The organism is Streptomyces sp. UNOB3_S3, from assembly GCF_020740895.1.
Lineage (GTDB): Bacteria > Actinomycetota > Actinomycetes > Streptomycetales > Streptomycetaceae > Streptomyces.
In genome coordinates this window covers 1-17,131 of record NZ_JAILXP010000142.1, presented here as the reverse complement: position 1 = coordinate 17,131, position 17,131 = coordinate 1, and the positions used below count along the sequence as shown (strand labels likewise).

The following is a 17,131-nucleotide window of genomic DNA, read 5'->3' as shown; positions in this document are numbered from 1 at the left end:
GAGGCCGAGGGCCCCGCCGGGCGGCCCGCCCTCGGTCAGTTCGGCGGGAAGCTCGTCGACCGTGGCCGCCACGACCTGTTTGGCGCCCTCGGTGTCGGTGCCGAGCTCCTGGGCCAGCTCCTCGATCCGGTCGTCCCCCAGCTCGTCGAGCACATCGGCTCGCAGCGAGTCATCTGCCATGCCGTCGACACTACGCTGGCCCGTCGGCCTCGGTACCCAACGCGCTACCCGCCAAGCCGGTGACGCCCGTGCGCCGGTGCGGTGCGTACGGGCGCGACGCGTACGGGTCAGGCGCCCGCCGTCGCCCGCCTGCCGCGCCCGAGCGACAGCAGCACATGGGTGGCGACGCCGAGGACCAGCCCCCAGAAGGCCGAGCCGATGCCGAGGAGGGTGACACCGGAGGCGGTGGCCAGGAAGGTGACCAGCGCGGCCTCCCGGTCCCGCTCCTCCTTGACCGCGCCCGCCAGGCCGCCCGCGAGGGCCCCGAAGAGGGCGACTCCGGCGATCGCGGCGACGAGCTCCTTCGGCAGGCCGGCGAAGAACGCCACGAGGGTCGTGCCGAAGGACCCGACGAGGAGGTAGAACGCGCCGCACGAGACTCCGGCGACATAGCGGCGCCGGGGGTCGCGGTGGGCCTCGGGGCCGGTGCAGATGGCGGCGGTGATGGCCGCGAGGTTGACGGCGTGCGAGCCGAAGGGCGCGAGGAGCGTCGACACGATGCCGGTGGAGCCGATCAGCAGCCGGTCCTTCGGCCCGTAGCCCGACGCGGAGAGCACCGCCATGCCGGGGGCGTTCTGCGAGGCCAGCGTCGCCAGGGTCAGGGGCACCGCGATCCCGATGAGGGAGGCGACGGAGAAGGCCGGCGTGGTGAACACCGGCCGGGCGAGCTCGATGTGGTCCAGCCGGATGTGGACGCGCGAGGTGGCCGTGGCGCACAGCGCCCCCGCGGCGAGCGCGAGGAGCACCGCGTACCGGGGGAGCCACCGCTTGCCCAGCAGATAGGCGAGCAGCACGGCGCCGGCGATCCAGGGCGCGGTCCGCAGGGAGGTGAACACACCGGTGCCGAAGGAGAAGAGGATGCCCGCGAGCATGGCCGACACCACCGCCGTGGGCACCTGCCGCATCAGCCGCCCGAACACCCCGGTCAGCCCGACCAGGCTGATGAGCAGGCCCGTGACGACGAACGCCCCGACCGCCTCCGCGTACGAGTACGCGCCGAGACTGGTGACGAGCAGGGCCGCGCCCGGGGTCGAGAAGGCCGTGATGACCGGCATCCTCGTGTACAGGCTGAGGGCTATGCAGGTCAGGCCGCTGCCTATGGACATGGCCCAGATCCAGGACCCGGTCCGCGCGGTGTCGAGGTGTCCCGCCGACGCGGCGGCGAGGACGATGACGAGGGGGCCGGAGTAGGAGACGACGACGGCCACGAACCCCGCGAGGACGGCGGACAGCGAGATGTCGCGCGAGAGCCGCGGGCGGTCGTCGGCCGGTCTCCCGGCCGGTGGTGACGGGGTGGCAGGGGCGTCGAGGGTGCCGGTGTCACGGGATTCGGTGCTCACGAGATGTCCTCCGTCGCGCGGTTCCACTGATCGCCGGGGCCGGTGGGGCCCCGGCCCGGCATCATCCCAGCCGGCGGGCCAGCCACCTCAGCGCCGCCGTCCCCTGGGCGGCCTGGAAGGCCCGGAGGGTGGGCAGGCCGGGCGGGTCGGGCAGGAGCGACTGGCGGACGAAGTACCCGGCCAGCGCCGCGAGTACCGCGGTCACGCCCTCCGGGTCGGCGGCCCGGCCCAGGGGGTGCGCGGTGAAGACGGACTCCGGGTCGGGGCCGCCCTGGGCCGCCACGCTGGGGAGCATCACCAGCAGGTCGTACCAGGGGGCGGCCCGCAGCGCGTGGGGCCAGTCGACGAACACCACTTGGTCGTCGGTGAGCAGGATGTTGTCGGCGCGCAGGTCGCCGTGGACGAGGCTGTCGCCGGTGGCGGCCGCCGCCCAGCCGGACTCCAGCCGGGCCAGCGGCGCGAGCCGGCCGGCCGCCCACGGGTCGAGGCGCGCGGTGTCGCCCGCGGCGAGCAGGGTCCGCCAGCCCGTGAACGACTCCGCCTCGCTCTCGGCCACGGCGGGCACCTCGAACGGGGCCGGGCTCATGACCCGGCTCAGCCCGTCGACGGCGGCGAGGACCCGGTCCAGCTCGGCGGGGAGCCAGGGAACGCGCGGCTGACGGCCCTCGACGTCCTCGAGGAGCAGGGCGACCCAGGTCCCGTCGTCGTAGGTGCCCAGCAGCCGTGGTACGGGGGCGCCGGGCGGCATGGCGGCGGTGTTGCGGGCCTCGGCGCGGTGCAGCCGGGGGCTGTGGGCGTTGGTCTCGGCGCTGACGGCCTTGACGAAGGCGCGCCGGCCGTCGGCGAGCCGGACCCGGGCGGCGACGCCCGGTGAGAACCCGCCGCTCTGGCTGTGCGCTTCGACGACCCGCGCGCCCAGGGCGTCCTCCAGGGCGCGGCGCACGGTCGGCGGCAGGTCGGCCCAGGGCCGGCGGACGCCGGAGGCCGGGGGTGAGATCGGCTTCATCCTCGTCATGGTTGGCCACGCGGCGGGTTCGGGCCAACGGTTTTTCCTGTCCGTAGATCCTTGATCGACATGACAGGTAGGAAATTTCCTACCTATAGTCGTCTCCATGAACACCACCCCCACCGGCACCGAGGCGCCGGAGGCACCCGTCTTCGCGGCCCTGGCCAGCCCGGTGCGCCGTGAGGTGCTGCGGCTGCTCCGCGAGCGCGGCCCGCGGCCCGTCGCGGAGCTGGCCGGGCACTTCGACATGGCCAGACCCAGCTTCTCGGAGCACCTGAAGGTGTTGCGCGACTGCGGGCTGGTCAGTGAGAACAAGGTGGGGCGCCAGCGCTTCTACCAGCTGGAGGCCGCACCCCTCTTCGAGGTGCAGGAGTGGCTGCATCCCTATGAGCGCTTCTGGCGCGACAAGCTGTCCGCCCTGCGGACGGTGCTCGACGAAATGGAGGACGAAACGTCATGAACGAGCGAGGACTGATGAACGAGCACGACGACCTGACCGCGGTACACGTCGACGAATTCCTGCCGCACCCGCCCGCCAAGGTGTGGCGCGCCCTGACCGAACCCGAGCTGCTCGCCCAGTGGCTGATGCCCGGCGACTTCCGCCTGGAGGTCGGCCACCGGTACACCATGCGGGCCGTCCCGATGCCCGCCACGGGCTTCTCCGGCACCATCGCCGCCGAGGTCCTGGCCTTCGAGACGGAGAAGACGCTGCGGATCGGCTGGCGGGACGCCGATCCGGAACACGGCGCCGACGTCGACTGGACGATCACCTGGACCCTTCAGCCGGAGGGCCGGGGCACCCGGCTCCTCCTGGACCACGAGGGCTTCGACCCGGACAACCCGCTCCAGCAGAAGGCCCGCGCCATCATGGGCGGCGGCTGGCGCAGCCATGTCATGCGCTCCCTGCGGTCCTGCCTCGACCGCGTGGAGGTCGGCTGAACGGTCATAGCCCCCCGCATACGCCCGAGGCCGGTTCCCGTACGAACGGGAACCGGCCTCGATGTTTACGCGCCCGGAGCGCCGGGCGCTCAGCCCGCGGCGACCGCCCGCTGCCGCGCGTAGCCGGTCAGGGCCAGGACGGCCGCCAGGCCGCCCGTGAAGTACAGCTGCACCCGGGTGTCGGCGTCGAGGGCCATGAGGGCCAGCGCCCCGGCCACCCCGGCCAGCGTCACCCACGTCAGATACGGGAAGCCCCACATCCGCACCACCAGGAGCCCGGGCGTCTCGCGCTCCACGCGGCGGCGCAGCAGCAGCTGGGAGACGGCGATGAAGCCCCACACCACCAGCACGACCCCGCCGACCATGTTCAGCAGCCACGCGAAGACCGTGGTGGGGTACCAGTACGACAGCAGCACGGCGAAGAAGCCGAACCCGGACGACGCGAGCACCGCGCGGCGCGGCACGCCGCCCGAGACCTTGCCCAGCGCCTTGGGGCCCTGGCCGCGCGCGACCAGCGAGTAGGCCATCCGCGAGGCGCCGTAGATGTTGGCGTTCATGGCCGACAGCAGCGCGATCAGCACGACCACGTTCATGATCTGGCCGCCGCCGGGGACGCCCAGGCGCTCGAGCACGGCGGCGTACGGCCCGTCCTCCGTGACCGTCTTGTCGTTCCACGGGATGAGCGTGACGATGACGAGCATCGAGCCGACGTAGACGATGCCGATGCGCCACATCGTCGTCCGCACGGCCTTGGCCACACCGCGCACCGGGTCCTCCGACTCGGCGGCCGCGATGGTCACCGTCTCCAGGCCGCCGTACGCGGCGAGCGAGGCCAGCAGGCCGATGAGCAGCCCGTCCATGCCCGCGGGCAGGAAGCCGCCGTCGCCGGTCAGGTGGGAGGCGCCGGGGGATTCCGTGCCGGGCAGGACGCCCAGGACGGCGAGGGTGCCGAGGATCAGGAAGAGCGCGATGGCGCCGATCTTCAGGGCGGCGAACCAGAACTCGAACTCGCCGAAGTGCGCGACCGCGCCCAGGTTGGTGCCGCAGAACAGCGCCATGAAGAGCAGGACCCACAGCCAGGACGGGGTGCCCGGCAGCCAGCCCTGCACGATGTGGGCCGCGCCGATCGCCTCGATCGCCACGCCCACGACCAGCAGGGTCCAGAACATCCAGCCCGCGGTGAAGCCGGCCCACGGGCCGATCGCCCGGTCGGCGTGGACGGAGAAGGAGCCGGAGGCCGGATTGGCGGCGGACATCTCGCCGAGCATCCGCATCACGAACATCACGAGGAGGCCGGACACGGCGTAGGCGAGCACGATCGACGGGCCGGCGGCGGCGATGCCGGCGCCCGAGCCGACGAAGAGGCCCGCGCCGATGACGCCACCGAGGGCGATCATCGAGAGGTGCCGCTGCTTGAGCCCGTTCGACAGCGGGGAGCCCTGCTGAGGAGTGCTCTCCACCGGCGGGGGAGGAGATGTGAGTGTCCGGCTCATGGTCGTACCTGTCCATTATCCGAGATCGGGGAGTCCCGAGTATGGAGAAGCGCACGAGGGCCCGGCCGGGCCGTCCGATATCCGGACGCTTGCTTCACTCAGGGTGATCGCGAAACAGCGCGCGCATTAATGTGGGGACCATGATCGATGCTGATGACATCCGCCGTATCGCGCTGTCCCTGCCGGAAACCGTGGAGAAGGAGGCGTGGAGCATGCCCACCTTCCGTGTCGCGGGAAAGATGTACATCACCATCCCCGACGACCAGACGTCCTTCGCCGTCCGCTGCCCCAGGCACGAGCGGACCGAGCTGATCGCGGCCGAGCCGGAGAAGTTCTGGGTGCCGCCGCACGAGGCGAGCTCCTCATGGGTGCGCGTACGCCTCGCCGCGCTGGAGGACATGGACGAGCTGCGCGACATCCTCGTGGACTCCTGGAAGCAGGCGGCGCCCGAGCGGCTGCTGGAGTCCCTGCCCGCGGCCCCGCGGTCCGACGAGGCCTGACCGGGCCGAGGGGGAGGGGAACACCATGCGATACGCCAAGAGCGCCGACGGGGCCCGGATTGCTTACTCGGCCGGGGGAGCGGGCGAGCCCCTGCTCCTGCTGGCCGGCCAGGGCAACACCCACCACTGGTGGGACGGCGTCCTCGACGACTTCCGCGCCGCCCACCGCACCATCACGCTCGACTACCGGGGGACCGGCGACAGCGACCGCCCCGACGAGCCCTACAGCACGGAGGGGTTCGCCGAGGACGCGATCGCGGTGCTCGACGACCTCGGTGTCGAACGGGCCCACGTCTACGGCACGTCCATGGGCGGCCGCGTCGCCCAGTGGCTCGCCGCCCGCCGGCCGGACCGCGTCCGGGCCCTCGTGCTCGGCTGTACGTCCCCCGGCGGCCCGAACGCGGTCGACCGCGGCGACGACGTGCGCCGGTCGCTGGCCCGGCCCGCCCCCGAGGGCCGCCGCCGGGCCCTGCTGGAGCTGATGTACACACCCGGCTGGCTCGCGACCCACCCCGGGCCGTACCGCACGCTCGGCGACCCCACCATGACGCCGAAGGAGCGGCTCCGGCACCTGGTCGCCAGCGAACGGCACGACGCGTGGGACGCGCTCCCGGGCATCCAGGCGCCCACGCTGGTGGTGCACGGCGACGACGACCTGCTCAACCCCACCGCGAACGCCGCCCTGCTCGCGGAGCGGGTGCCCGGAGCCCGGCTGTGCCTGATCCCCGGCGCGCGGCACGCCTACTTCGAGGAGTCCCGCTCCGTCGCCGGCCCGCTCGTCCTGGACTTCCTCCGGGAGCACGAGCGGGCCTGACGAAGCACGGGGGCGCGGCCGTGGCTACTGCTTGGGCTTGGTTTTGCCGTGCGTGGGGTGGTGGCCCTTCGGGTGGCCGTGCGTGGGGTGGTGGCCCTTCGAGTGGTGGCCCTTCGGCCCGCCGCTCTTCGGGCCCGTGCCCTTGGGGTCGGTGCTCTTGGGGCCGGTGCCCTTCGGGTTCGTGCTCTGCGCCGCGTTGTCCTCGGCGGTCGGCGGCTTGACCCAGCCCTTCTTCGCGAGCTCGTCGCAGTGCCACTTGGCGTGGCTCGGGGTCTCCTTGTGCTGTTTGACGGCCGTTTCCACGCAGTCCTTGTAAGGCCAGGGCGGGCCGTCGGCGCGCAGCTGGGCGGCGGCCGCCGGGGTGCTCATGACGCCGACCGTGGCCACCGCGGCCAGAGCGATGCTCATCCAGCGCACAGCGCTTCTCCTTTTCCTCGTCTTCCCCGGGTTCGGGGTGCGGCTCGCTTTCGCACAACGAGCCCGGGCGACTGAGGAAACGGGATGGAAGAAAACGGGGGCAAGGGGACGAAGGAGGCGCCTGCTACGCCGAGACGAGCGGGCGCACCCGCTCCGGGGCGTGGTGCGCCGCCCCGGCCCGGGGCGCGACCCGGTGCTCGAGCCCGGTCCGTACGCCGGGCCACTCCTCGTCGAGGATCGAGTAGAAGGCCGTGCCCCGCACTATGCCGTCGAGGCCCCGGGTGTGGGCGCGGTGGACGCCCTCGAGGACCGCGCCGAGGCGCTCGATGGCCGCGCGCGAGCGCGCGTTGCGGGAGTCCGCGCGCAGGGACACGCGCCGCACGCCCCAGGTCTCGAAGGCGTGGCGCAGCATCAGGAGCTTGGTCTCGGTGTTGATGCCGGTGCCCTGGGCGCGCGCGGAGAGCCAGGTCCCGCCGATCTCCACCGCGTCGGGTATCGCGGTGAGGGGATCGCCGAGCGGGCCGCGCGGGGCCGGGGGCCACTGCACCGGGCCCTGCCAGTAGTCCAGCTCGCAGAACCGCGTCGAGCCCATGACCAGGCCGTCCGTGATCCGCACGGTGGCGAAGGGCAGCGCCCGGCCGGCGGCGCGGGCCGCGAGGGCATCGGCCACGTAGCGGGCCGTGGCCTCCGGGCCGTGCGGCACGGGAGTGAAGGCGTAGCTGCTGCGGTCCTCGGCCGCCGCGGCGGCGAGGCCCTCGATGTGGTGCTCGCCGAGTGGTTCCAGCCGCACGGTGCGGCCGTGGAGGAAAACGGGTACGGGCACGGCGCTGGATCCTTCAGCGATGGGGGTGACGACAGAGAAAGGAGAGACGTCCAGCGGCTTTCCGGCGCGGTGGTTTTCACGCTTACCGTGGGGCTTGCGGGACGGGTGTCGTCAGTATGGGGCGGGGATACCCCCGCGCGAAGGGCGGAAAGGTAAACAGAAGGAAACGGAACGGTAAATCCGCCGCTCCGACCTGCGCCTCGTCCGCTACAGGGCCTTCCCCGCCGCCCCCGTCAGCTCTTTCCGTCGTCGGCCAGCCGCTCCGTGGCCTCGTGGGCGGCCCGGGTGAGACGGTGCGTCACCTCCAGGAGGAAGGCGAGCCGCTCGTCGTCGTAGTGGTCCAGGATGTCCGTCACCATCCCGCCGAATCCGGCGAAGACCTCCTGCATCTCGGCGTCGTGCTGGCCGGTGGCGGCCACGACGACCTTGCGCCGGTCGGTCGTGGAGCGCCGGCGCTCGATGAAGCCGCGCCGCTCCAGGCGGTCGAGCACGGCGGTGACGGCGGAGGTGCTCAGCCCGGTGGCCGCCGCGATCCTCCCGGCCGTCAGCTCCTTCTCGTGGCGGGCCAGGTCGAGGCACTTGAGGTCCGTGAAGTTCAGCCCGAACCGCTCGGCGATCGCGCCGTGCAGCATCAGCCCGCGACCCGCCTGGTCGCGCATGGCCTTCATCAGGGAGGTGATCAGCTCGGACCTGTTCTCGGTTGACACGGCACACCTCGGCAGCTATATCTCGATGCGACGGATATTTCGATTGATGGGAATATCCGCTTCCTGGGACTAGTCTAGGCTCCTGGAGGGAACCGTGCACACCCGGACCACTCCTGTCCTGATCGTCGGGGCCGGCCTCGGCGGCCTGTCCACCGCGCTCTTCCTCGGACTGCACGGCGTGCCCGCGCTGGTGGCCGAGCGCCACCCCGGTACGTCGCTGGAGCCGAAGGCCCGCGGCCAGATGCCCGCCGCCATGGAGGCGCTCCGCGCCGCCGGCCTGGAGCGGGCCCTCCTGGACGCGGCGCCCCCGGGGCGGCCCGGGATGACCATCGTCATCGCGGAGAGCGTGACCGGCCGGGTGTTCCACAGCGTCACCGAGGCCATGCCGGACTTCGGGCGCTACTCGCCCGCCCCCACCGGCCTGGTCGGCCAGGAGCGCGCCGAGCCCCTGCTGGCCGCGCGCGCCGCCGAGCTCGGCGCGGACATACGGTTCTCCACCCGCCTTGAGTCCTTCACCGACGGGCCGGACGGGGTCACCGCCGTCCTGCGCGACCTGGCCACCGGCGAGGTCTACGAGGTCGAGGCCGCCTATCTGGTGGGCGCCGACGGCCACCGCGGCGGGATCCGCGAGGCGGCCGGCATCGGCGGCCACGGGCGCGGCGTCATCGGCGAGAGCACCAGCCTGCTCTTCGAAGCAGACCTCGACTTGGCCCTCGACGGCGCGGCCGTGCAGATGCACTACCTCCAGAACCCCGCGCTGCCCGGCGGGTCGGGCGCCTTCGTCTCCACCGACACGCCCGGCAGGTTCGTGGCCGCTGTCGAGGCGCCCAGGGACGACGAGCACGCCCGCGAGCTCATCCGGCTGGTCACGGGCCTGCCGGAGCTGGAGGTGAAGCTGCTCGGCGCGACGGCGTGGTCGACCGCCTGCCGGGTCGCGGACCGCTTCTCGTCCGGCAGGGTGCACCTGGTCGGGGACGCGGCCCATGTGATGCCGCCGACCGGGGGCCAGGGCGGCAACAGCGCCCTGATGGACGGCCACCACCTCGCCTGGAAACTGGCCGCGGTCGTCCGCGGCCAGGCCGGCCCCGGCCTGCTGGACAGCCACGACGCCGAACGCAGGCCCTTCGCGGAGTGCCTCGTCGAGCAGCAGTACGCGAACATGGTGCACCGGATGGCACCGCACCTGGCCGACGACACCGTGGCCGAACGGCTCGACCCGGCCCGCCTCCTGTTCGGCTACCGCTGCCCGGCGGGCGCGTTCGCCCCCGAGACGACGTCCCCCTCGGACGACGCCCTCGACGATGTCCTCGACGACGCCCTCTTCGAGGACCCGGCCACGCCCAGCGGCCGCCCCGGCACCCGGGCGCCGCACGTGCCCCTGGGCGACGGGTCCACGCGTGACCTGTACGGCCGCGGATTCGTGCTCCTCACCGACGACCCGGGCTGGCGGTCCGGAGCGGAGCGGGCCGCCGGGCGCCTCGGCGTCCCCGTCACCGTCCCGGCTCTGGACGGGGACTGGGCGGCGGCGCACGGCGTCACCCCGTCCGGGGCGGTGCTCGTCCGGCCCGACGGCCTGATCGCCTGGCGCGGGAGGGCACAGGGCGACCCGGAGGAGGTCGAGCGGGCGTTGCGGGTGGTGCTGGACCGGTGACCGGGCCGCCGGCTGCCGTCAGCCGTCCTCGATGTCCGAGATGAGCTTGGTGCTCAGATCGCTCTGCACCGCCAGCCGGGTGTGCCCGGCGTCCGGGCCGGTGCCCCAGGTGAGCGTGACGGTGGTGAACAGGTGCCCGGCGCCGGAGTCGTGATAGCGGACCTCCCAGTGGGTGGGCACGTCCTGGGCGCGCAGGACCCCGTCGGCGTGGTTGGCCTCCTCCCAGACGGCCAGCCGCTGACGGAGGTCCTCCGTCAGGTAGTGGGCGCGGAGCTCGTCGCTCAGATCGTCGGTTCCGTCGTCGATGGCGTCGATGTAGGCGCCGTAGAAGTCTGCCACCCGGTCGACCGCCGAGTCCGGGCTCCCCTCGCGGACCGCACTGCCCGCCTCGTCGTCCGGCATGAATTCCCCCTTGAGAACAGTGCTGTTCAGTTCACACCCTGGGTGACAATCTGCCCCTGTTCTCATGGGAACAGTCCTTTCGGAGGATATGTAGCTGGACGCCATGGTTTGGCCTCTGCTCGGGGTCCGCTTCTCACACCCGCCCCGGCAGCAGCCCTGCCCCCTCCAGGTCCCGCCACAGCTCCGGCGGGATCCTGGTGCCCGCCAGGGCGACGCCCGTCCTGACCTCCTCCGCGCTGCGCATTCCCACCAGCACGGACGCCACCGCCGGGTGCCGGGCGGGCCAGGCCAGGGCCGCAGCGGGCAGGGGTACGCCGTGGCGACCGCACACGGCGGCCAGCCGCCGGGCGCGGGCCACCACGGGGGCCGGCGCCCGGGCGTAGTCGTAGCGCGGGTCCGTGTCCGGGTCGGCCAGGACGCCGCTGTTGAAGACGCCGGCGGCCACCACCGCCACGCCTCTCCGCTCGCACAGCGGGAACAGCTCGCGCTGCGCGCCGCTGTCCAGCAGGCTGCACCGGCCCGCGCACAGCACCACGTCCGGATCGGTCTCGGCGACGAAACGGGCGAGCATCGCCGTCTGGTTCATCCCGGCCCCGATCGCGCCCACGACACCCTCGTCCCGCAGCCGTGCCAGCGCGGGGAACGCCTCGCCGGCCGCCTGCTCCCAGTGGTCGTCCGGATCGTGGAGGTACAGCACGTCGACCCGGTCCAGGCCGAGCCTGCGCAGGCTCGCCTCGACGCTCCGCAGCACGCCGTCCCGGCTGTAGTCGCGCACCCGGAGTCGCTCCGGGGCGCCGGTGAACTCCGTGCCGTCCCCGCCCGGCGGCAGGCCCCCGGGCCCGTGGGCGAGCAGCCGGCCCACCTTGGTGGAGACCGTGAACTCCCGGCGGGGCAGCCCGGACAGGGCCGCGCCGAGCCGTTCCTCGGAGAGCCCGGCGCCGTAGTGCGGGGCGGTGTCGAAGTAGCGGACGCCCGCGTCCCAGGCCGCGCGCACAGCCCGTACCGCGTCGTCCGCCGTCACCGGGCGGAACAGCCCGCCGAGCGCCGCGCCGCCGAAGCCCAGCCGGGTGACCGGCACCCCCGACCGGCCGAGCAGGGCCTGCCCGGCGGGGCCGCCGGGCAGGGCGGGCGGCACGCCGTCATGATCTGATGCAGCGTCAATCATGAAGCCATTGCGGCACTTTCGGCGCCGGCGGCGACAGACGGTTACCGGTCAGCGCGCCGGAAGGTGCCGGGCGAAGAACGAGCGCACATGGTGACGCACCCACGGCACCGACACGGCGGGGTCGACCGCGCCGACCAGCCGGACCCGGTCCTCGGCGGTCAGCAGCCCCGCCGCCTGCAACCGAGGCACGAAGGCGGCGTAGTCGGTGAACACCCCGTGCGCGGCCCCGTCGAGCTGCCGCCGGTCCGTGCGCCCGCCCGGATGGGCGAGCACGGCCGACCAGGAACGCTCCAGCTGCCGCCGCTCGGGAAAGCCGTCGGTGCCCAGCAGGAGCAGCGGCCGGTCCACCCCGTGGCGGGCGACCGGATACAGCTCTCCGGGGCGTCCGGGGCCCTCGGCCGGGTGGTCGAGATAGCCCTCCATGTCGACGGCCGCGCGGACGCGCCGGTCCTCGTACATGGCCTCGGCGGCGGTGGTGCCGCCCGCCGAGTGGCCGTACACGCCGACGCGCCGCGGGTCCAGCGCGCGGCCGAGGCCCTCCGGCAGCGGCCGTCCCGCCGCGTCCGGGTTCCGCCCGGCCGCCAGTGTCTCCAGCGCGTCCAGGACGAAGCGCGTGTCCGCGACCCGGGCGTCGATGACGGTCCGGAAGAGCGGCGGGTCACTGCGGGGATCGCCCCGGAAGACGGTCTCGCGCCAGGGCTCGGGACGGTGGGCCGTCGTGCCCGGGAACTCGACCACGCCGGCGTCGCCGGGATGATCGACCGTCACCACCGCGTAGCCGTGGCTCGCGAGCTCCTCGGCGAGCCCGGTGCCCAGGGTGCGCGGATCGCCGCCGCCCGGGCTGTACAGCAGCACCGGCCGCCGCCCGGGTCGCGCGGGCGCGCCGGTGTACGAATGGGTCGGGGTGGCCGCCCAGTCCACCCCGGTCGGGGGCAGGCCCGGGTGGACGACGGAGGCGGTCTCCGGGAACTTCGCCGCGGCGACGGCGGACATCTGCGGGGCGACGGCCCGGCCGTGGACCGCGCGGGCGGGGTAGAAGACCGTGACCATCAGCTCCCGCACGGGAATCGAGGGCGTCAGTGGGTCGGGCCGGGAACGGTCGACCAGATACAGCGTGGTGACCCCGGTCCGGTACGGGCCGGTCGGCCGCGGCAGGTACAGGGCGGTGTCGGGACGCGACCGCTGCCGCTGACGTGCCTGCGCCGGTGTGGAACCCCCCGCGAGCAGCAGCGCGGCACCCGCCAGCGCGGCCGACTTGGCGACGCCCCGCCGGGTCGTCGTTCCTGTGAGGAACATCGTTCTCCCCTCATCCATCTCTCCGTGAACGCGGCCCTTATGCTGCGGCCCGGAGGGGAGCGGGGGCGAAGGTTCAGGCCCTGGCCGAAACGATGGCGCGTCGCCGCCGAAAAGAGCGCCGAAAAGAGCAGCGCCACCGGAGGAGAGCAGTGATCAGGATCCACTTCACGGCCGCCGACTTCGCCGGGGTCCGCTTCGCACCCAGGGCGGCGCCGCTGCTGGAGCTGAACACGGCCCTGATGAAGCTGCTCACCCCCGGCGACGAGCTGCTCTTCGGCCGCTGGCGGAGACGGTCGCTCCGCTCCCTGCCGGCCGCCGCCGAGGCGTTGGGGGACCTCGTCCCCGCGGGCCGGGCGCCCGAATTCCTCGACGTGTTCGACGACTCGCTCCACGACGCGCTCGACGCCGCCCGGGAGTGGCGCCCCCACCGGGTCCGTGCCGAGATCGAGCGGGTCTACGCCGGGCACCCGGCGCCGCCCCCGCTCTGGGTCCGCGATCTGCACCGGGGCGAGGCCGGGGGCTGGCGCGTCCTGCGGCGGGCGCAGCACGCGGCGTTCGAGAGCGTGGTGCGCCCGGTGTGGCCCGTGGTGCAGGACCTCCACCAGCGGGAGTTCACCCGTCACGCCCTGGCCGTGGCCGAGCACGGCGTGGGCGCGGCGCTCGCCGCCCTCGTGCCGGGCGCGCGGTTGCGGGGGAGCGTGTGGGAGCTGCCCGGCGCCCCGGAGCGGAACGCCGGGCCCGGACAGGACGCCGGGCCCGGACAGGACGCCGGGCCCGGACAGGACGCCGGGCCCGGACGGGACGTCGAGCTCGGCGGGCGCGGCCTGGTGCTGCGGCCCACCTTCCACTGGACCGGGCACCCGCTCGTCTCCGACCTCCCCGGCCGCCCGGTGCACGTGACCTATCCCGCCGGGCCGGGCCTGCCGCTCACCCCGGCCGGGCCGGCGGGCGCGGACGGCCCGGAGGAGGCGCTGGCGCGGGTGCTCGGGCGGACGCGCTGCGAGATGCTGATCCTGCTCGCGGAGGAGCACACCACGAGCGGACTCGCCCGGCGGCTGGGCGTCAGCAACGCCACGGCCTCCGCGCACGCCGCCGCCCTGCGCGGGGCCGGCCTCGTCACGACGGTCCGCGCCGGGCGGGCCGTTCTCCACCGGCGCACCGCCGTGGGCACCCTCCTGGCCGGGCGGCTCGACCCCTGACCCCGTCGCTGATCCCGCCGGGCGGGACAAGGTGGGACACAAGCCGTAGATCGTCGGCATCGTACTGAGGACGGTCTTCGTCACGGCCTTCTCTCCTCCGCCGGCCTGATGCCTCCGCCCGGGGGATGCCCCGTCAGGAGGAGCGTGTCCGATACCCGGTGACGATGTGCCGGAGCGGACCCTGGGCGATGCTGGAACAGCACGCTGAGCGAGTCGGGCACGGGCGACCGTGTCCCACAACGGGGGTTCGCGAGAAGTGTTTGACTACATCGGCCACTTCGCCGATCACATGGAGAAGCTCAAGGAATCCGGGCAGTACCGCACGTTCGTCGAGATCGAACGACTCGCCGGTCGCTTCCCACAAGCCCTGCACCACGGGCCCCAGGGGGCCCGGGAGGTCACCGTCTGGTGCAGCAACGACCATCTGGGCATGGGCCAGCACCCCGATGTGCTGGCCGCGATGCGCAGGACGCTCGACACCTCCGGAGCCGCGGCCGGCGGGTCGCGGAACATCTCCGGGACCACCCCGCACCACGTCGCCCTGGAACGGGAGGTCGCCGAACTCCACGGCAAGGAGAGCGGGCTGACCTTCATCACCGGCTACGCGGCCAACGACGCCGCCCTGTACGTCCTGGGGAGGACCCTCCCCGACTGCGTGTTCTTCTCCGACCGGCTCAACCACGCCTCGATGATCACGGCGATGCGGGCCAGCGGCGCCGAGCGCCACGTCTTCGACCACAACGACCCCGCCGACCTCAACCGGCGGCTGAACGAGGTGCGCCCCGGGCGCCCGAAGGTCGTGGCCTTCGAATCGGTCTACTCCATGGACGGCGACGTCGCCCCCATGGCCGAGCTCTGCGCGGTCGCCCAGCGGCACGACGCGTTCGTGTACGTCGACGAGGCGCACACGGTCGGCATGTACGGGCCCGAGGGCGCCGGCATGGCCGCCCAGCTCGGCGTCGGCGACGAGGTCACGCTCCTGATGGGGACGTTCGCCAAGGGGTACGGCACCGCCGGCGGCTATGTGGCGGGCCCCAGGCCCGTCGTCGACGCCATCCGCAGCCTCGCGCCCGCGTTCATCTTCACCCTGTCCATGCCGCCCGCGCTGGCCGCCGGAGCCCTGGTCAGCGTGCGGCACCTGCGGCGCAGCGACATCGAGCGCGCGGGGCTGCACGAGCGGGCCCGGCTGCTGAAGACCCTGCTGCGCGACGCCCGCGTCCCGCTGGTGAGCGACCGGAGCCACATCGTGCCCGTGCTCGTCGGCGACCCGCACCGGTGCCGCGAGCTGGCGAGGATCCTGCTGGAACGGCACCGGATGTACGCCCAGCCGATCAACTTCCCGAGCGTGCCCCGGGGCACCGAGCGCCTGCGTATCAACCCGTCCCCGGTCCACCAGCCACTGGAGGTCCACCGGTTCGCCGACGCCCTCCTCCGCTGCTGGGACGAGCTGGACCTGCCCCGCACCGCACCGGCGCGCGTCCGCGCCCGGTCGGCGTGACCGGCTCCGGCCCGGCGACCGGCCTCGCCCCCCGCCTCCCGGCCGGGGGCGAGGCCGCGGTCACCCCATGGGCCCGCTGCGCGCTGCTGTACCTCTTCCTCTTCCTGATGGGGGCCGAGACCTTCCTGGTGTCCCCGCTGCTGCCCACGATCGCCACCGACCTGGGCGTGGGCACCGGCGCCGCGGCGCAGGTCGTCACCGCCTACGTGCTCACCTACGCGGTCGCGGCGCCCCTGCTCGGCGGTGTCTCCGACCGGTTCCCGCGCCGCGTCTTCATCACCGTGGGAGGCGCGCTCTTCGTCGGCGGCAATCTGCTGTGCGCCACGGCGGACAGCCTCACCGCCCTGACCGCCGCCCGTGCCCTGACCGGACTCGGCGGGGCGACGGCCGCCCCCGCCATGTGGGCCTATCTCTCCGAATCCGCCGCGGGTCACCAGCGCGGCCGCGCCGTCGCCATGGGCGTCTCCTGCTACGCGCTGGGGCAGGTCCTCGGCGTGCCGCTCGGCGGGCTCCTCTCGGACGCGGCGGGCTGGCCGTGGGCGTTCGCGGCCGTCGGCGCGGGGCTGGCCCCGGTCGTGCTGCTCATAGGGTGGCGCCTGAAGGGCCCCCGGCCCAGGGCCGCGTCCGCCTCCCCGCTGGCCGGGTTCGCCGTGTGGCGGCAGCGGCGCCTGGCGCTGCCCCTGCTCTCCACCGGCTTCCTCCAGGCAGGCCGGCTCGGCGCGTACACGTTCGTCGGCGCGCTCTTCGCGGAGCGGTACCACTACGACACGGCGCGGCTCGGGCTCATCGGCCTGCTGGTGGGGGCGGGTTCGCTGACCGGATCGGTGCTCCTCGGCCAGGTGAGCGACCGGGCGCGGCGGCGCGGCATCGGCGAGAACGTGCTGTCGGCGGGCTGCGCGCTGGTGTTCGTGGCGGCGAGCGTCGTCGCGCTGCTCAGCACGGCCGCGGCGGTCAGTCTGGCCGCGGTGTTCGTGTGGATGGTCGCCGGGGGCGCCTTCTACACCAGCCAGCAGACGTACCTCGGCGGCGCCGACCCGGCGCGGCGCGCCAGCGTCATCTCCTGGAACGGCACGCTCGACCACCTGGGAGTGGCCCTGGGGACGGCCCTGCTGAGCCCGTGGGCCGTCGCGGGCCCCGGTTTCGTCGCCGTCACGGCCGCCCTGGGGCTGACGGCGGCCGCGCTCTCGGCGGTCGCGGCGCGCCGGGCGGCGGTATAGGCCGGGCCGGCTCCACAGGGCCTTTATGAATACCCCTGGGGGTATTATGGTCGAAGGGAGCTCCGAATGTACCCGGGGTGCGTCGAGTGGTGAGGAGTCGCCGCCGTGCATGCCGTCGAGACCCTCGCGCTGGAAGGCCTGGGCAACCGCAGCTATCTGGCGTGCGGTGCCGCCGTCGCCGTGGCGGTCGACCCGCCCCGCGACATCGACCGGGTCATCGCGGCCGCCGCCCGGCGCGGGGTGCGGATCGGCTTCGTGGCGGAGACCCATGTGCACAACGACTACATATCCGGCGGGCTGGAGCTCGCCCGCGTCACCGGTGCCCACTACCTGGTGCCCGAGGGCGCCGCGGTCTCCTTCGCCCGCACCCCCGTCGCCGACGGCGACACGATCCCGGTGGACGACGGCCTGGCGCTCCGGGCCCTGGCCACCCCCGGCCACACCC

Annotated in this window: 17 protein-coding genes and 2 pseudogenes; 9 read left to right on the top strand and 10 right to left on the bottom strand. The window is 73.8% G+C overall.

Going from position 1 to position 17,131, the window contains the following annotated elements:
• The 3 genes and pseudogenes from K6I33_RS17285 to K6I33_RS17275 form a co-directional block, all read right to left on the bottom strand.
• Positions 1–180: pseudogene (locus tag K6I33_RS17285) on the bottom strand (hypothetical protein); the annotation flags it as partial.
• Positions 181–287: 107 nt separating this feature from the next.
• Positions 288–1,559, bottom strand: coding sequence for a benzoate/H(+) symporter BenE family transporter (locus K6I33_RS17280; RefSeq protein ID WP_229353068.1), 1,272 nt, complete (start codon positions 1,557–1,559; stop codon positions 288–290).
• Positions 1,560–1,620: 61 nt separating this feature from the next.
• Positions 1,621–2,565: an aminoglycoside phosphotransferase family protein gene (locus K6I33_RS17275; protein WP_229353067.1), complete on the bottom strand. Its 945-nt coding sequence runs from the start codon at positions 2,563–2,565 to the stop codon at positions 1,621–1,623.
• A gap of 106 nt (positions 2,566–2,671) precedes the next feature.
• On the opposite strand from K6I33_RS17275, the gene K6I33_RS17270 reads away from it, so the two are divergent.
• Together K6I33_RS17270 and K6I33_RS17265 are read left to right on the top strand one after the other, a co-directional pair.
• The gene (locus tag K6I33_RS17270; protein ID WP_229353061.1) at positions 2,672–3,025 is read left to right on the top strand and encodes a helix-turn-helix transcriptional regulator; all 354 of its coding nucleotides are present in this window, start codon (positions 2,672–2,674) and stop codon (positions 3,023–3,025) included.
• Positions 3,022–3,504, top strand: coding sequence for an SRPBCC domain-containing protein (locus K6I33_RS17265; RefSeq protein WP_229353053.1), 483 nt, complete (start codon positions 3,022–3,024; stop codon positions 3,502–3,504). The genes K6I33_RS17270 and K6I33_RS17265 overlap by 4 nt, the downstream gene beginning before the upstream one ends.
• An 89-nt stretch (positions 3,505–3,593) precedes the next feature.
• Here K6I33_RS17265 and K6I33_RS17260 read toward each other — a convergent pair whose 3' ends face one another.
• A complete protein-coding gene (locus K6I33_RS17260; RefSeq protein WP_229353051.1) occupies positions 3,594–4,997 on the bottom strand; it encodes an amino acid permease in 1,404 nt (467 codons plus the stop codon).
• 140 nt (positions 4,998–5,137) lie between these two features.
• Here K6I33_RS17260 and K6I33_RS17255 point away from each other — a divergent pair, with 140 nt between their 5' ends.
• Both K6I33_RS17255 and K6I33_RS17250 read left to right on the top strand, forming a co-directional pair.
• The gene (locus K6I33_RS17255; protein WP_229353049.1) at positions 5,138–5,497 is read left to right on the top strand and encodes an MmcQ/YjbR family DNA-binding protein; all 360 of its coding nucleotides are present in this window, start codon (positions 5,138–5,140) and stop codon (positions 5,495–5,497) included.
• A gap of 25 nt (positions 5,498–5,522) precedes the next feature.
• Positions 5,523–6,311 (top strand): alpha/beta fold hydrolase, encoded by a 789-nt coding sequence (locus K6I33_RS17250; protein ID WP_229353047.1) that lies wholly within the window; start codon positions 5,523–5,525, stop codon positions 6,309–6,311.
• 24 nt (positions 6,312–6,335) lie between these two features.
• Here the strand turns inward: K6I33_RS17250 and K6I33_RS17245 are convergent, their stop codons facing one another.
• The 3 genes from K6I33_RS17245 to K6I33_RS17235 all read right to left on the bottom strand — a co-directional run bounded on the left by K6I33_RS17245 (position 6,336) and on the right by K6I33_RS17235 (position 8,258).
• The gene (locus tag K6I33_RS17245; protein ID WP_229353044.1) at positions 6,336–6,728 is read right to left on the bottom strand and encodes a hypothetical protein; all 393 of its coding nucleotides are present in this window, start codon (positions 6,726–6,728) and stop codon (positions 6,336–6,338) included.
• A gap of 124 nt (positions 6,729–6,852) precedes the next feature.
• Complete coding sequence (locus K6I33_RS17240; RefSeq protein ID WP_229353042.1) at positions 6,853–7,551, bottom strand: GNAT family N-acetyltransferase; 699 nt, start codon at positions 7,549–7,551, stop codon at positions 6,853–6,855.
• 233 nt (positions 7,552–7,784) lie between these two features.
• Positions 7,785–8,258 carry a MarR family transcriptional regulator gene (locus K6I33_RS17235; RefSeq protein WP_229353039.1) on the bottom strand — a complete coding sequence of 158 codons (474 nt, stop codon included), beginning with the start codon at positions 8,256–8,258 and terminating at the stop codon, positions 7,785–7,787.
• 94 nt (positions 8,259–8,352) lie between these two features.
• Here K6I33_RS17235 and K6I33_RS17230 point away from each other — a divergent pair, with 94 nt between their 5' ends.
• On the top strand, positions 8,353–9,909 hold the full coding sequence (locus K6I33_RS17230) for an FAD-dependent monooxygenase (RefSeq protein WP_229353035.1): 1,557 nt from the start codon (positions 8,353–8,355) through the stop codon (positions 9,907–9,909).
• A gap of 18 nt (positions 9,910–9,927) precedes the next feature.
• Here K6I33_RS17230 and K6I33_RS17225 read toward each other — a convergent pair whose 3' ends face one another.
• The 3 genes from K6I33_RS17225 to K6I33_RS17215 form a co-directional block, all read right to left on the bottom strand.
• Positions 9,928–10,311, bottom strand: coding sequence for a hypothetical protein (locus K6I33_RS17225; protein WP_229353025.1), 384 nt, complete (start codon positions 10,309–10,311; stop codon positions 9,928–9,930).
• A 133-nt stretch (positions 10,312–10,444) separates the two neighbouring features.
• Positions 10,445–11,446: an aldo/keto reductase gene (locus K6I33_RS17220; protein ID WP_229353023.1), complete on the bottom strand. Its 1,002-nt coding sequence runs from the start codon at positions 11,444–11,446 to the stop codon at positions 10,445–10,447.
• Between the two features lie 78 nt (positions 11,447–11,524).
• Positions 11,525–12,772 (bottom strand): S9 family peptidase, encoded by a 1,248-nt coding sequence (locus K6I33_RS17215; RefSeq protein WP_229353021.1) that lies wholly within the window; start codon positions 12,770–12,772, stop codon positions 11,525–11,527.
• Positions 12,773–12,921: 149 nt separating this feature from the next.
• Here K6I33_RS17215 and K6I33_RS17210 point away from each other — a divergent pair, with 149 nt between their 5' ends.
• The 4 genes and pseudogenes from K6I33_RS17210 to K6I33_RS17195 all read left to right on the top strand — a co-directional run.
• Positions 12,922–13,971, top strand: coding sequence for a winged helix-turn-helix domain-containing protein (locus K6I33_RS17210; RefSeq protein ID WP_229353019.1), 1,050 nt, complete (start codon positions 12,922–12,924; stop codon positions 13,969–13,971).
• A gap of 256 nt (positions 13,972–14,227) precedes the next feature.
• Entirely contained in the window at positions 14,228–15,469 is a 1,242-nt protein-coding gene (hemA, locus tag K6I33_RS17205; protein WP_229353016.1) for a 5-aminolevulinate synthase, read from the top strand.
• Positions 15,466–16,686 (top strand): MFS transporter, encoded by a 1,221-nt coding sequence (locus K6I33_RS17200; RefSeq protein WP_229353009.1) that lies wholly within the window; start codon positions 15,466–15,468, stop codon positions 16,684–16,686. Before hemA ends, K6I33_RS17200 begins: the two co-directional genes overlap by 4 nt.
• A gap of 105 nt (positions 16,687–16,791) precedes the next feature.
• Positions 16,792–17,131: pseudogene (locus tag K6I33_RS17195) on the top strand (MBL fold metallo-hydrolase); the annotation flags it as partial.